We start from the raw sequence: 13,664 nt of genomic DNA, 5'->3' as shown, positions 1-13,664 counted from the left end.
CGCTGACGACGGACGGGATCAGTGCGCCGGACCTTGGTCCCATCCCGCGATAAGGAACACCCTGGTCGGATTCACCGGCCGCACGATGGCGTCGAACACACCTTCGAACGCATCGGTCCGGCCCTGGAAGGCGGCTCGTTTCGCCCGTTCGTACGTATCCCGCGTCACCGCGCCCCAATCCAGATCCCATCCGGCGTCATGCGACAGACGCGAGGCGAAGATCCGCAGCACCATCGCATTGCCCTCGGCGAACGGATGCAGGAATCCGAGTTCGTCGTAGACCGATGCGACGCGGCGAACATACACGTCACGATCCAGACATGAGAGCCCGCGCTCCCGCTCAAGCTGTGCGGCGATGTTTCCCGCGCCGGTCTCGATCAACGACGCGGGAAAGAACCCGGGACCGCCATCCACACGCAACTCGCCGGCATCGTCCCGAATCCCACGGAACAGGCCATGGTGTATCGCGCGCAATTCGTCAAGGCCGCCGGAATGGCGCCATCCATGTTCCGCCAACAGCACCGTCCTCGCGAACACGCCGGATGCGACAGTGCCATCGCGGTCGGCCGACGCCACCAGACGCGACGGGCCAAGCAGCCCGTGCTCGTACTCGACGGCCGACCGCGAAGCCACGCGCCCCGGAGCCATCGCATCCAACGCGCAGTTTCTCAACGCGAATGCGACTGCGCTCGCACGTTCCGCAGGAGTCATAGCCCCTGATGATAGCGCGATGGTGGTGCCCATGGGTAAACTGATGCCCGTTATGGCACGATCAACATCTTCGCATTCGAAATCGGGCGGCAAAGGCTCCGCCGGCAAGGCGCGTTCAGGCGACACCAAGGTCATGGGGGCCGCGGAGCGGACGTCGCCGGGGGTTCTGTCGACGTACCATCGCGACATCGCCTGTTTCGTAATGGTGATACTCGCGGTGCTTTTCTGCGCCTCGGAATGGTTCCGCGTCCAAGGGCCGTTCGGACGCGTCCTCCACGCGGTCGCCTCGGGGGCGTTCGGCGTGATGAGCGTGGTGCTGCCGATTTTCCTGGCGTTGGTGGTGTACAGCCTGATGCGCAAGGTCGAACACAGCGTGGACAACGCCCGTATGGCGCTGGGCTGGTCGATGATTTTCTGGTCGATCTGTTCCATACTCGACGCGGCGTTCGCGTCCGACACGAACGGATTCGACATGTCGGCGTTGCAGGATGCCGGAGGATTGCTCGGATATGTGCTCGGCTGCCCGCTCGCATGGGGGCTTTCCAAGGCGTTCGCCATCGTCATATTCGTCGTGGTGATTCTGTTCTCCCTGTTGTTGATCACCGGCACTTCCGTCGTCGAAATCCCGGACAAGGTGCGGGCGGCCGTGGCATGGTTCGGTTTCGGCTCCGATGACGATGGCGCCGATCGCGGACGATTCCCCGACGAGACGCGCGTCGGAGACGATACCATCGCGTTCGCGGACGGCGTTCCCACCCATGACGTCGGCGAAGACGAGCAGGCAGGCGGTCGTGCCCCGGGACTGTTCGGACGCGTGTCGCAATGGTTCGCCTCACGCAGGGAACGGCATGAGGAACAAGGACGGCTCGACCATTACGCCGGCGACGAGGCGTACACCACCGCGGCCGAACGCCATGGGCAGGCCGCGGAGACCATGGTCGATGGATCATACGGTCATACGCCGCGCAGCATCTCCTCATTCGACTATGATTCGGACGCATCCGACGGCACGGTTCCGATGCCGCAGCCGGCGCGCTCCTTCGCATCGGAACCGATCGGCACGCCAAGCGGCACGATGCCGGCTTCCACGCCGTCCGATGAAATCAAGCCGGTCGGCGCGGCCCCGGCCGACCCGTGGTCGGTCATCGACGCGGACGGCACGTCCAACGGCGACGAGGTCATGGTCGATGCCGCCACGGGCGAGGTCGTCGACGATCCGGACGCGGGCGAATCGTCCGAAACCGTTCCCGTCGTCGATGGACCGTACCATCTTCCCGATCTCGGCATGCTGAAGAAGGGCGCGCCCCATGCCGCGCACACGCCGGAGAACGATCGTGTGATCCGGGCCCTGACCGGCACCTTCCAGCAATTCAAGGTGGACGCCAAGGTGATCGGATTCCTGCGTGGACCTTCCGTCACCATGTACGAGGTGGAGCTTGGACCGGGCGTGAAGGTCGAGAAGGTCACCAACCTCCAGAAGAACATCGCCTATGCGGTGGCCAGCTCCGACGTGCGCATCCTGTCGGTGATCGAAGGCAAGTCCGCGATCGGCATCGAGATCCCGAACGCCGACCGCGAGACCGTCGTGCTCGGCGACGTGCTTCGGTCCGACAAGGCCGTCAGCGATCCGAATCCGATGCTCACCGGCGTGGGCAAGGACGTGGAAGGCCATTTCGTGACGGCCGACCTCACCAAAATGCCGCATCTGCTCGTGGCCGGCGCCACCGGCTCCGGCAAATCGAGTTTCATCAACTCCATGCTCACCTCGATCATCATGCGGGCCACGCCCGACCAGGTGCGCATGATCATGGTCGATCCGAAACGCGTCGAACTGTCCGCGTACGCGGGTATTCCACACCTGCTCACACCGATCATCACCGACCCGAAGAAGGCCGCCCAGGCGCTCGAATGGGTGGTCAAGGAGATGGACGCCCGATACAGCGACCTCGAATTCTTCGGATTCCGGCACATCAAGGACTTCAACGCCGCGGTGCGCGCCGGCAAGGTCCATGCGCCGGCCGGATCGAAACGCAAGGTGGCGCCCTACCCGTACATCCTCGTGGTCGTCGACGAGATGGCCGACCTGATGATGGTCGCCAAAAACGATGTGGAAAGCTCCATCCAGCGCATCACGCAGCTGGCGCGAGCTGCGGGCGTCCATCTGGTGCTCGCCACCCAGAGGCCGTCGGTCGACGTGGTGACCGGTCTGATCAAGGCGAACATCCCGTCACGGCTCGCCTTCGCCACTTCCTCCGCCACGGATTCGCGCGTCATCCTCGACGCCACCGGCGCCGAAACGCTGATCGGTCAAGGCGACGCGTTGTTCCTGCCCATGGGGCAGGCCAAGCCGATCCGCGTGCAGGGCGCATGGGTGGATGAGTCGGAGATCCGCCGCGCCGTCGAATTCGTGCGCACCCAGCGCAAGCCGCATTACCGTGAGGACATCGAGGAAATGGCCAAGGAGGCCGAGAAAAAGGCCATCGAGCCCGACGAGGACATCGGCAACGACATGGATGTGCTGCTGCAGGCCGCCGAGCTCGTGGTATCCACGCAATTCGGCTCCACTTCGATGCTGCAGCGCAAACTGCGTGTCGGATTCGCCAAGGCCGGAAGGCTCATGGACCTGCTCGAATCCCGTGGCGTGGTCGGCCCGTCCGAAGGTTCCAAGGCGCGAGAGGTGCTGGTGCAGCCCGCCGACCTGCCGCAGGTGCTCGCCTTCATCAAGGGGGAGACCACATCGCTCACCGCGGGCGCCTCCGCATCGGATGACGCGGAGACGAGGTGAATGACGCGCAAACATCGTGTGGCGGTAGGTAGAAGTATTGGGGTAACGTGGACGGTATGGAAAAGCAAGAACGCAAATCATCACTGCTCGATGGGTGGAATTCACCGCCGAACATCGTCACCTTCTCCCGCATCATCCTGGTTGTCGTGTTTCTGGCACTGTACGTCAAGGCCGGAGCATGGGGACTGAACAACGTGACCATGCGTTGGGTGGCCGCGATCATCTTCATCATCGCCGCATGCACCGATAAACTCGATGGATGGATGGCCCGCAAATACAACCAGGTCACCGAACTGGGCAAGCTGATGGATCCCATCGCCGACAAGCTGCTCACCTGCGGTACCCTCATCGTCGCCGCGGCATTCAACGAATTCGGCAACCCGATCCTCGGATGGGTGGTCACCGCCCTCTTCCTGCTGCGTGAGATCGGCATCACCGTCATGCGTTTCTTCGTGATCGATACCGGCGGCAAGGTCATCGCGGCGTCCCAGGCCGGCAAATACAAGACCCTGTGCCAGTGCATCGGACTGGCGATGCTCATGCTGCCGATGTGGAGTCTGGCATCCAGCAGCCTGCAATCCACTCCGATGTGGATGACGGTCTACTACACCATCACCTACGCGCTGATTTATTTGGCGCTGATCCTGTGCCTGTACTCGGGCGGCGAATATCTGGTCAACACCTTCGGCGGCCGCAAGAAGGCGTCCACCGACGATTCGCGGCGTTCCGGCGGGGAGACCAAGTAGCGTAATGGCGGAACTGACTTCGACGGTCGTCTCCGATCAATCGCGACGCGATGATCTGGCGGCGACCGTCCTCGCATATTGTGAGAAGCATCACTTCAAGATCGCGGCGGCGGAATCCCTGACGGGGGGACTTCTGGCCGATGCCTTCGTCCGCATCCCGGGGGCCTCGAAGGTGTTCCTCGGTTCGGCGGTGACCTACGATATACGCGCCAAGGCGTCCGTGCTCGGTGTGGATTCCACGTTGCTGGAGCGCGAAGGCGCCGTCCATCCCGAGGTGGCCCGGCAGATGGCGGCGAACACCGCGCGTCTGTACATGCAGAGCGAAGACGGGGACCGAGTCATCGGCCTGTCCACCACCGGCGTGGCCGGCCCCGGACCGGACGGCGACAAGCCCGCGGGACTGGTGTATGTCGCCTGTTCCGTGCCTGCCGGATTCGGGGGATTTGGCATGAGACGCACGCTCGCATACGAGTTGCGGCTTTCGGGCGGCCGGGAGGATGTCAGGCACGCCACCGTGCAATGCGTTCTGCGAAAACTGAGCGTTCTCTCAGGTGATTCTCAGGAATAATCTTTCAAGATTGGTGTTGACCCAAGTGGACGACTCATTCAGTGAAAGGGGCTGGAGGAATGGACACGACGACACTCGCCAAGGAGCAGATGGAAGTCAAGCCTATGGTTCCCGTCGCACGGCAGGGCAGCGCCCGCATGAGGGAGCTCACACCGGCCCAGCGTCGCGCCGTGATGTTCGCCCAACAGCAGGTGCTGCGTGCCCGTGCGGCGAAGAAGGCCAAGGACGAGCGTCAGGCGGCGTTGAGCCGGATGTGGCAGGAGGAGGATGCCGAGCGCGCGCAAAGCCGCGCCGCGGCCAGCGTCCAGCAGTCCGTGGAGGTCAAGGAAGTCTCGTTGCGCGAGGCCATAGGCCATGTTCTGCGCGATCTGCGCACCCGCGACCGGCGCACGCTGCGTGAGGTCAGCGAGAAGGCCGGCGTGTCTTTGGGTTATCTTTCCGAAGTGGAGCGCGGGCAGAAAGAGGCAAGCTCCGAGCTGCTCACTTCGATTTCCCAGGCGCTGGGACTGTCCACCGCACAGATGCTGCGCATGGTGGCCGATTACCTCGACTCGATGGAACGCTGAACGGAACGTCGACCATAGGCGGCGCGGATTCATTCGATGGATCCGCGCCGCCGTCGTTTGCCGCGGCGTCGCGGGATTCGCGCTTGGCGCTATGGCGATCGCGCGGGGCTGTGTACACTGGAGCGCGTGCAGGAACGTGAATTTTGGCAATTGCTCGAAGAAGTGCTTGGACGCGGCTACGGGCGCGCGCTCGCGCACGATCAGGTGCTTGACCGTCTTGATGGCATGACCGCGATCGAGGCATTGGACGCGGGCGAGGAACCCAGAGTCGTGTGGAACGTGCTGTGCGACCAGATGGGCATTCCGGATGCCGAACGGTGGGGCAAGGACCATAATGCGCCTCCGATGCCGATACGCTGACCCAATGGGTCCCGGCGTTTCCGAAACGTCGATTCGAACAGATGTTCGTATGATGCGGTATAGTTGTCCACAGACAGACGAACGCGGATGGAGCATGTCGCCGTTTTCGGAAAACCGGAGGTGCGATTTCCCGGGTATCCGCATATCGGCGTGTCGCGATACGCGTCCTTCGACCACCAAGGCCGTTCGGACTTGCGCGTGCGGGACGCCGGTTTTTATGGTGAAGCCACATATTCGTCGTGATTATTGAAGGAGAAGCCATGGCACAGACGAGCGCGGCGAAAGGCGCCGCACAGCACAAGTCCGAGGACGGCATCGATCCGCGCCGCAAGGCAGCGCTTGATACGGCGCTGGCGCAGGTCGAAAAAAGCTTCGGCAAGGGGTCGGCCATGAGGTTGGGCGACCGTCCGGAACAGGACGTCGAGGTCATTCCCACCGGCTCCCTGGCCTTGGACATGGCGCTGGGGATTGGCGGCCTGCCGAAGGGCCGCATCGTGGAGATCTACGGTCCCGAATCCTCCGGCAAGACCACGTTGGCGTTGCATGTGGTGGCCAACGCGCAGAAAAACGGCGGTGTCGCGGCGTTCATCGACGCCGAACACGCGTTGGATCCGGTGTATGCGCGCAAATTGGGCGTCGACACCGATTCGTTGATCGTGTCCCAGCCGGACAATGGCGAGCAGGCGCTTGAAATCGCGGATATGCTGATTCGCTCCGGAGCGCTCGACGTCATCGTCATCGATTCCGTCGCGGCATTGGTGCCGAAGGCTGAGATCGAAGGGGAGATGGGTGACAGCCACGTCGGCCTGCAGGCAAGGCTCATGAGCCAGGCGTTGCGCAAGATGACCGGTGCACTGGCCCAGGCGGGGACCACCGCCATCTTCATCAACCAGTTGCGCGAGAAGATCGGCGTGTTCTTCGGCAACCCCGAAACGACCACCGGAGGAAAGGCGCTGAAGTTCTATGCGTCGGTGCGCATGGACATCCGGCGTATCCAGACCATCAAGAACGGCGACGAGGCCGTGGGCAACCGCACCAGGGTGAAGGTCGTCAAGAACAAGATGGCGCCGCCGTTCAAAACCGCCGAATTCGACGTGCTCTATGGAGAGGGCATTTCGAAGGAGGGATCCGTGCTCGATATGGCGCTCCAGGCGAATGTCGTGAAGAAGTCCGGTTCATGGTTCACCTACGATGGCGATCAGCTTGGCCAGGGACGGGAGAACGTGCGCCAGTTCCTCAAGGACAATCCGGAGCTGACCGAGGAGATCGAGAACAAGGTGAAGGCCGAATTCGGTCTTATCGATCCCGTCGACCAGTTCGCCGAAGACGGTTCCGCCGAATCGTCCGAATCCGCCGCGGAAGGAGACGCCAAGGCGGATTCCAAAGACGCGAAGGCGGCCAAGACCGCGGGCAAGGCCTGAGTCGTGATCGAAGCCGAGCGTTTTCTTCAGGAGCGTGGCCTTCAGCCGGCGAAAGCCGAGACTGAAGGCCCGTTTTGTGCCGTCGATGGTGATGATGGCGCGAAACGGGAACGGATGCCTTTCGCTGACGGCGAACATGTTCGGGGTGCGTCACGGCGTTCGCGACACGCGCGACACGCTGGGCGTGTCGCGAACGGAGTGGTGTGCGGATCAGAGGAAACGCGTGATCGTTCCCATGACATCGACGCTTGCAGGGAAGCCGCGCTGCGGTTGCTGGACGCGGCTCCGCGACCATCCGGTGCCTTGAGAAGCCGTCTGCTGGACAAGGGCTATGCGTCCGAAACGGTCGAAGACGTCATCGAGCGTCTGATTCGCGTTCAGCTGGTCGATGACGAAGCCTATGCCCATTCCGCGGTGCGTCATTGCGCGGCTCGGATGATGGGGCGCAGGGGAGCGGTTATGGAGCTTGTCCGCAAGGGGGTCGACCGACGATTGGCCCAGATGGTCTGCGACGAGGCCGAAGCCGATGGCGTGTTCTCCGAGGCGGCTTGGGAACTGGGTCGCAGAACCGCGCGGCGAACCGCCGGTCTTGATGCCGCGGTGCGCAAACGCCGTTTCTGGAGCGCCGGCGGACGGAAAGGCCACAATCCTGAGGTCTTGCGGGAGGTCGCGCGGGAATTGTTCTGACGGCGGAGCCAGCCGGCTCCGCGGGGCCATGCGACCGTATTTAGGTGTGATGCGAACGCTTGTCGAAAACCAAAAACCAAGGAGATGAGACCTCTTATACCCCGGGTTCTGTCGTGCCGAACGGCACGGATGACCATCCATCTCGACCTGACGTTGCCGTCAGGCTCTAGCAGCCTACCCGAAGACATCGGACGGGCAGTCCTCGAACGTCTTCTGCTTGGCCTTGCTCCCGATGAGGCTTGCCATGCGACCGTCTGTTGCCAGTGGCCCGGTGGTCTCTTACACCGCCGTTTCACCCTTGCCTGCCCTTGCGGGCGGGCGGTCTGTTCTCTGCTGCGCTATCTCTCAGGTTGCCCTGGGCGGACGTTATCCGCCATCGTGCCCTGCGGAGCCCGGAAGTTCCTCAACCGACGAATCGGTCGCGGTCATCAAGAGGTCTCAAAAGCACAATATTAACAGAAGGTGGGACGAAAAGGAAGCGTCAAAAAAACTTCTTTTTTCTTGCCTGAACTTCGGGTAAATCCTTCATGTCGCGGCTACAATGAGGACTACCGAACAACGAAGCAGCTGTTCGGTCCGTATATAGCGGCTAACACCGCTTGATTCTAGGGAGGTCCACATGGAAATCGTCGTTACCGGACGTCATACGCAGATCAAGCAAAGGTTCCGTGACGTTGTCGAAAGCAAGATGAATCGTGTGACCGCCATCGCGCCGGATGCGCAGCGTGTGCAGATCGTGCTGTCCCATGAGGGCAATCCGCGCCAGGCCGATACCGCCAAGCGCGTTGAGATCACCGTCATCGCGGGAAGCACCGTGGTGCGTGCCGAAGCCTCCAGCGCCGACGAGTTCAGCGCTCTCGATCTGGCGCTCGACAAGCTGACGCTGCGTCTGCGCCGCACCCGCGACCGTCGCAAGGACCACCGTCGTGGATACACCCAGCCGGTTCCGGTCGACCTTGGCCCGGTCGAGCCGGAAGTGGAGGTCGAGGAGCCCGTCGAAGAGCCGAACAACAGCCCGGCCGATGCGGTCGCCGCGGAGCTTGGGCCGGGCGAGTCCGTCGAGGTCCAGGTCGGCGACACCCCGATCGTCATCCGTCGCAAGCTGCACATCGCCGAGCCGATGACCATCGACGAGGCGCTGTACGAGATGGAGCTGATTGGACACGATTTCTTCCTGTTCGTGAACAAGGAGACCGGACGCCCGTCCGTCGTCTACCGCCGTCACGGCTGGAGCTATGGCGTTTTCGAAATCGACACTCCGGAGAACGTCGCGAAGTGATCGGATGAGGCGCGTCGGATGATGTGATGGCCGACGCAAGGATTCCTCCAAGGGGTCCGCATGGATGACATGCGGGCCCCTTTTGCTGTTCTCCGGCCTGGCATATGCACGAAGTTACGTAATATGGACGGCTTTTTTCGGGAAATGCGATATGTCTACTATCCTCAGGTGGGAAAGCACCATACACAAAGGGAGTGATTGTGGTAGATATCGTTGACAAAGCCCTGCGCATGGGCGAAGGGCGACAGCTCAAGAAGCTCGAGAACGTCGCCAAGGCGACCAACGCCTTGGAGGATGAGATCGCCGCGCTCGACGACGAGGAGCTGAAGGGCCAGACGGCCAAGTTCAAGCAGCGCATCGAAAACGGGGAGTCCCTCGACAAGCTCATGCCGGAAGCCTTCGCCACCGTGCGGGAGGCGTCCAAGCGTACCCTCGGACTGCGCCACTTCGACGTGCAGCTCATGGGTGGCGCCGCGTTGCATTGGGGCAACATCGCCGAGATGAAGACCGGTGAAGGCAAGACCTTGGTGGCCACGCTGCCGGCGTACCTCAACGCCCTCGAAGGCAAGGGCGTCCACGTCGTCACCGTCAACGACTACCTGGCCAGCTACCAGGCCGAGCTCATGGGTCGTGTCTACCGTTTCCTCGGCATGAGCACCGGCTGCATCATCACCGACCAGAAGCCGCCGGAGCGCCGCAAGCAGTACAACGCCGACATCACCTACGGCACCAACAACGAATTCGGTTTCGACTACCTGCGCGACAACATGGCGTGGGAGAAGTCCGATCTGGTGCAGCGCGGACACCACTTCGCCATCGTCGACGAGGTCGACTCCATCCTCATCGACGAGGCGCGTACCCCGTTGATCATCTCCGGCCCGGCCGAAGGCGACGTGACCCGTTGGTACCGGCAGTTCGCCCGTCTCGTCACGAAGCTCAACCGCGACGAGGACTACGAGGTCGACGAGAAGAAGAAGGTCGTCGGCATCCTCGATCCGGGCATCACCAAGGTGGAGGACTATCTCGGCATCGACAACCTCTATGAACCGAGCAACACCGCCCTGATCGGCTACCTGAACAACGCCATCAAGGCCAAGGAACTGTTCCTGCGCGACCGCGACTACGTCGTGACCGGCGGCGAGGTGCTCATCGTCGACGAGCACACCGGCCGTATCCTGCCGGGCCGCCGCTACAACGAGGGACTGCACCAGGCCATCGAGGCGAAGGAAGGCGTCGAGGTCAAGGCCGAGAACCAGACCTTCGCCACCATCACGTTGCAGAACTACTTCCGCATGTACGACAAGCTGTCGGGCATGACCGGTACCGCAGAGACCGAAGCCGCCGAATTCATGGGCACCTACAAGCTGGGCGTGCTGCCGATTCCGACCAACAAGCCGATGATCCGCGAAGACAAGGACGACCTGATCTTCCGCACCAAGAAGGAAAAGCTCGCCGCCATCGTGCGCGATGTGGCCCAGCGCCACAAGAAGGGCCAGCCGGTGCTTCTGGGCACCGCCTCCGTCGAATCGTCCGAAGTGGTGTCGTCGCTGCTCGACGTGGCCAACATCCCCCACCAGGTGCTCAACGCGAAGCAGCACGACAAGGAAGCCGCCGTCGTGGCCGTCGCCGGACGCAAGGGCGCGGTCACCGTGGCCACCAACATGGCCGGCCGTGGTACCGACATCATGCTCGGCGGCAACGTCGAGTTCCTCGCCGACGCGAAGCTCAAGTCCGAGGGCTACTCGCCGGACGACACCCCGGAGGAATACGAGAAGCGCTGGCCTGGCACCTTGGCCGAGATCAAGGAGCAGGTCAAGGACGAGCACGAGGAGGTCGTCGAGCTCGGCGGTCTGTACGTGCTCGGCACCGAACGCCACGAGTCCCGTCGAATCGACAACCAGCTGCGTGGCCGTTCCGGCCGTCAGGGCGATCCGGGCGAATCCCGCTTCTACCTGAGCCTCGAGGACGACCTGATGCGTCTGTTCAACACCCAGCTGGTCGCGCGAGTCATGGCCAAGGGCATGCCGGAGGGCGAGCCGATCGAATCCAAGAGCGTCTCCAAGGGCGTGCGCACCGCCCAGAAGGCCGTCGAATCCCGCAACTTCGAAATCCGTAAGAACGTGCTGAAGTACGATGACGTGATGAACAAGCAGCGCACCGTCATCTACGCGGAGCGCCAGGCGGTGCTCAAGGGCGAAGACATCCACGACGACATCCTTCGCTTCATCGACGACACCGTGTTGAGCTACATCAAGGGCGCCAACAACGGTTCCGACAAGCCGAAGGACTGGGATTGGGAAGGCCTGTTCAAGGCGCTGTCCACCGTGTACCCGATCGCGGTCGAACAGGAAGCCGCCAAGGACGCCGTCGTCAAGCTCAAGGGCGACAAGGCCGTCAAGGCGCTTGAGGAGCTTATCGTCTCCGACGCCAAGGACCAGTACTCCGACATCGAGGAGAAGCTGGGCGAGGACGGCCTGCGCCAGTTGGAACGCCGCGTGGTGCTGGCGGTGCTCGACCGCAAGTGGCGCGAGCACCTGTACGAGATGGACTACCTCAAGGACGGCATCGGCCTGCGTGGCATGGGCCAGCGCGATCCGCTGGTCGAATACCAGCGCGAAGGCTACCAGATGTACAACTCCATGATCGAGGCGATCAAGGAGGAGACCATCCAGCTGCTGTTCCACATCGACATCGACCGTGTGGCCACCACCGAGGACACCACAGCGGAATCCGACGAGGATGAGGCGGTGGATGCCGCCGAGGCCGTGATGGGATTGGACGACGGCGAGGCCGCGGCCACCGACGAGTCCGCTCCTGCGGAACCGGAAACCGATGACGAGGTGGAGAAGACCACCATCGACGAGATCGCCGATGAGCAGAAGGACGAGCCCGGCATCGTCGGCATGCAGCCGATCAGCCACGCCGAAGGCAAGGTCCCGGCCAACAAGCGTCCGAAGAGCGCGGAATTGCACTCCCCATGGGCGGATGGCCGTACCTTCCCGGGAACGCCGAAGAACGCCCAGTGCCCGTGCGGTTCGGGCCGCAAGTACAAGATGTGCCACGGCCAGAACGAGAAGTGACGGCGGGCGGCGTTGACCGTCTGACGCTCGGCTGAATATGCGGTGAGGGGTGGCATCCAAGTACGGAGTCACCCCTCACCGCATATTTTGTTTTGCAGCATGCAATGCCGCATGGATTATTTGCCATCGATTTAGAGATTGCTTTGACGATTGCCAAAGAAGACGCGACGACGGCAAAGGGGAATGTTCGTGATATGGACGGTCATGCACGGGAAAGGCATGAACGGCTACAATTGGCGGCGAAATGACAATATACTGGCGTGCTGGAGCGTCAAGGAGGGGCATCATGGCCGAGATCACATGGAAGTCGATCCTCACGAAGCTGGTTGGGGGCAACCATCTGGACGCCGAGGAATCCGAGTGGTTCGTCGACGACCTGATGAAGGGCAATGCCAATCCCGCCGCCGTGGGAGCCGTGCTCGCCACGCAGCAGCAGCTGGGCCTGACGCCGGATGAGGTCCGTGGCGCGGCCAAGGCGATGGTCTCCCATGCCATTCCGCTGGATATCAGCGGCGAGACCACCGACATCGTCGGCACTGGCGGCGACGGCGCCGCCACCGTGAACCTGTCCTCCATGGGCGCCGTCGTCGCGGCCGCGGCCGGCGTGAAGGTCGTCAAGCACGGCAACCGCGCGGCATCGTCCAAATGCGGCACCGCCGACTGCTTCGAAGCGCTCGGCCTGCCGCTTGACCTGACTCCGGAGCAGGTCGCCACGGTGGGCAACGAGTGCGGCATCGCGTTCGCGTTCGCGCGCACCTTCCACCCGGCGATGCGCTTCGTGGGACCGATTCGCGCCGCGCTTGGCGTGCCATGCGTGTTCAATGTGCTGGGACCGCTGACCAACCCCGCCTCCCCGAAGCACATGGCCGTCGGTTGCGCGAACCGCACGATGAGCCCGATCATGGCCGCCGTGTACGCGGCGAACGGCCAGACCGGTATGGTCTACACCTCGCATGAGGGTCTTGACGAGATGGCTCCCACTGGCCCGGTGTCGGTATGGGAGTTCAAGGACGGCAAGGTCACGGAAACCGAATTCGACCCCACGGTGGAGCTCGGTCTGGCCAAGGTGACGGTCGCCGATCTGAAGGGCGGTGAGCCCGCGTTGAACGCCAAGCTCGCGCGTGACTTCTTCGCCGGTGAGAACGTGCCGTTCCGTACCACCGCGTTGCTTAACGCGGCATCGGCGATCGTCGCCGACGGCCATCTCGTCTCCACCGACGCCACATTGACCGAACGCTTCAAGGAAGCGTACGCGATCGCCGAACGGACGGTGGATTCCGGCAAGGCCACGGCCCTGCTCGACAAGTGGATCGCCACCGCGCAGCGCGTCAAAGAAGCCTGACGCCGGCGCCGACCGCAAAACGGGGACAGCTCCCGGAAAACGATTGAACATCAAGGGTGGCCATCGGCTTCAATGCCGTGCGCCACCCTTATTCGTCCACATCGGAACGATGCGCGTCA

At 62.8% G+C, this 13,664-nt stretch carries 12 protein-coding genes and 1 other RNA gene; 11 read left to right on the top strand and 2 right to left on the bottom strand.

Translation table 11 applies throughout. The features are described from left to right. Window positions 1-18: 18 nt before the first annotated feature. On the bottom strand, window positions 19-711 hold the full coding sequence (locus B3C64_RS03060; protein WP_291533647.1) for a Fic/DOC family protein: 693 nt from the start codon (window positions 709-711) through the stop codon (window positions 19-21). Between the two features lie 52 nt (window positions 712-763). On the opposite strand from B3C64_RS03060, the gene B3C64_RS03055 reads away from it, so the two are divergent. The 7 genes from B3C64_RS03055 (at window position 764) to B3C64_RS03025 (ending at window position 7,844) form a co-directional block, all read left to right on the top strand. After that, window positions 764-3,496, top strand: a complete 2,733-nt coding sequence (locus B3C64_RS03055; RefSeq protein ID WP_414632155.1) for an FtsK/SpoIIIE family DNA translocase — start codon at window positions 764-766, stop codon at window positions 3,494-3,496. 56 nt (window positions 3,497-3,552) lie between these two features. Then, a complete protein-coding gene (gene pgsA / locus B3C64_RS03050; RefSeq protein ID WP_291533646.1) occupies window positions 3,553-4,242 on the top strand; it encodes a CDP-diacylglycerol--glycerol-3-phosphate 3-phosphatidyltransferase in 690 nt (229 codons plus the stop codon). A 4-nt stretch (window positions 4,243-4,246) separates the two neighbouring features. Next, window positions 4,247-4,810 carry a CinA family protein gene (locus tag B3C64_RS03045; protein ID WP_291533644.1) on the top strand — a complete coding sequence of 188 codons (564 nt, stop codon included), beginning with the start codon at window positions 4,247-4,249 and terminating at the stop codon, window positions 4,808-4,810. Window positions 4,811-4,869: 59 nt separating this feature from the next. Continuing rightward, complete coding sequence (locus B3C64_RS03040; protein WP_291533643.1) at window positions 4,870-5,376, top strand: helix-turn-helix domain-containing protein; 507 nt, start codon at window positions 4,870-4,872, stop codon at window positions 5,374-5,376. A 126-nt stretch (window positions 5,377-5,502) separates the two neighbouring features. Next, window positions 5,503-5,736 (top strand): DUF3046 domain-containing protein, encoded by a 234-nt coding sequence (locus tag B3C64_RS03035; protein WP_291533642.1) that lies wholly within the window; start codon window positions 5,503-5,505, stop codon window positions 5,734-5,736. A 260-nt stretch (window positions 5,737-5,996) separates the two neighbouring features. Further along, window positions 5,997-7,157 carry a recombinase RecA gene (gene recA, locus B3C64_RS03030; RefSeq protein WP_291533641.1) on the top strand — a complete coding sequence of 387 codons (1,161 nt, stop codon included), beginning with the start codon at window positions 5,997-5,999 and terminating at the stop codon, window positions 7,155-7,157. A 114-nt stretch (window positions 7,158-7,271) separates the two neighbouring features. Then, the gene (locus B3C64_RS03025; protein ID WP_414632154.1) at window positions 7,272-7,844 is read left to right on the top strand and encodes a regulatory protein RecX; all 573 of its coding nucleotides are present in this window, start codon (window positions 7,272-7,274) and stop codon (window positions 7,842-7,844) included. An 81-nt stretch (window positions 7,845-7,925) separates the two neighbouring features. Here the strand turns inward: B3C64_RS03025 and rnpB are convergent. Continuing rightward, window positions 7,926-8,285, bottom strand: an RNA gene (rnpB, locus tag B3C64_RS03020) — RNase P RNA component class A. A 178-nt stretch (window positions 8,286-8,463) separates the two neighbouring features. On the opposite strand from rnpB, the gene hpf reads away from it, so the two are divergent. The 4 genes from hpf (at window position 8,464) to trpD (ending at window position 13,545) form a co-directional block, all read left to right on the top strand. After that, window positions 8,464-9,123 carry a ribosome hibernation-promoting factor, HPF/YfiA family gene (gene hpf, locus B3C64_RS03015; RefSeq protein WP_291533639.1) on the top strand — a complete coding sequence of 220 codons (660 nt, stop codon included), beginning with the start codon at window positions 8,464-8,466 and terminating at the stop codon, window positions 9,121-9,123. Between the two features lie 200 nt (window positions 9,124-9,323). Further along, window positions 9,324-12,203: a preprotein translocase subunit SecA gene (gene secA / locus B3C64_RS03010; protein ID WP_291533638.1), complete on the top strand. Its 2,880-nt coding sequence runs from the start codon at window positions 9,324-9,326 to the stop codon at window positions 12,201-12,203. A 92-nt stretch (window positions 12,204-12,295) separates the two neighbouring features. Continuing rightward, window positions 12,296-12,451: a hypothetical protein gene (locus tag B3C64_RS03005; RefSeq protein WP_291533637.1), complete on the top strand. Its 156-nt coding sequence runs from the start codon at window positions 12,296-12,298 to the stop codon at window positions 12,449-12,451. A 38-nt stretch (window positions 12,452-12,489) separates the two neighbouring features. Next, window positions 12,490-13,545, top strand: coding sequence for an anthranilate phosphoribosyltransferase (gene trpD / locus B3C64_RS03000; protein WP_291533635.1), 1,056 nt, complete (start codon window positions 12,490-12,492; stop codon window positions 13,543-13,545). The last annotated feature ends 119 nt before the right edge of the window (window positions 13,546-13,664 follow it).

This window comes from Bifidobacterium sp. UBA6881 (assembly GCA_002451435.1).
GTDB lineage: Bacteria > Actinomycetota > Actinomycetes > Actinomycetales > Bifidobacteriaceae > Bifidobacterium.
This window is presented reverse-complemented; position numbering and strand designations above follow the sequence as displayed.

Excerpts from the sequence above, each read along its gene's own strand:
- B3C64_RS03025 (WP_414632154.1), top strand. The coding sequence starts at position 7,272 with ATGCCTTTCGCTGACGGCGAACATGTTCGGGGTGCGTCACGGCGTTCG.
- recA (WP_291533641.1), top strand. The coding sequence starts at position 5,997 with ATGGCACAGACGAGCGCGGCGAAAGGCGCCGCACAGCACAAGTCCGAG.
- B3C64_RS03040 (WP_291533643.1), top strand. The coding sequence starts at position 4,870 with ATGGACACGACGACACTCGCCAAGGAGCAGATGGAAGTCAAGCCTATG.
- trpD (WP_291533635.1), top strand. The coding sequence starts at position 12,490 with ATGGCCGAGATCACATGGAAGTCGATCCTCACGAAGCTGGTTGGGGGC.
- pgsA (WP_291533646.1), top strand. The coding sequence starts at position 3,553 with ATGGAAAAGCAAGAACGCAAATCATCACTGCTCGATGGGTGGAATTCA.
- B3C64_RS03060 (WP_291533647.1), bottom strand. The coding sequence starts at position 711 with ATGACTCCTGCGGAACGTGCGAGCGCAGTCGCATTCGCGTTGAGAAAC.
- hpf (WP_291533639.1), top strand. The coding sequence starts at position 8,464 with ATGGAAATCGTCGTTACCGGACGTCATACGCAGATCAAGCAAAGGTTC.
- B3C64_RS03055 (WP_414632155.1), top strand. The coding sequence starts at position 764 with ATGGCACGATCAACATCTTCGCATTCGAAATCGGGCGGCAAAGGCTCC.
- B3C64_RS03045 (WP_291533644.1), top strand. The coding sequence starts at position 4,247 with ATGGCGGAACTGACTTCGACGGTCGTCTCCGATCAATCGCGACGCGAT.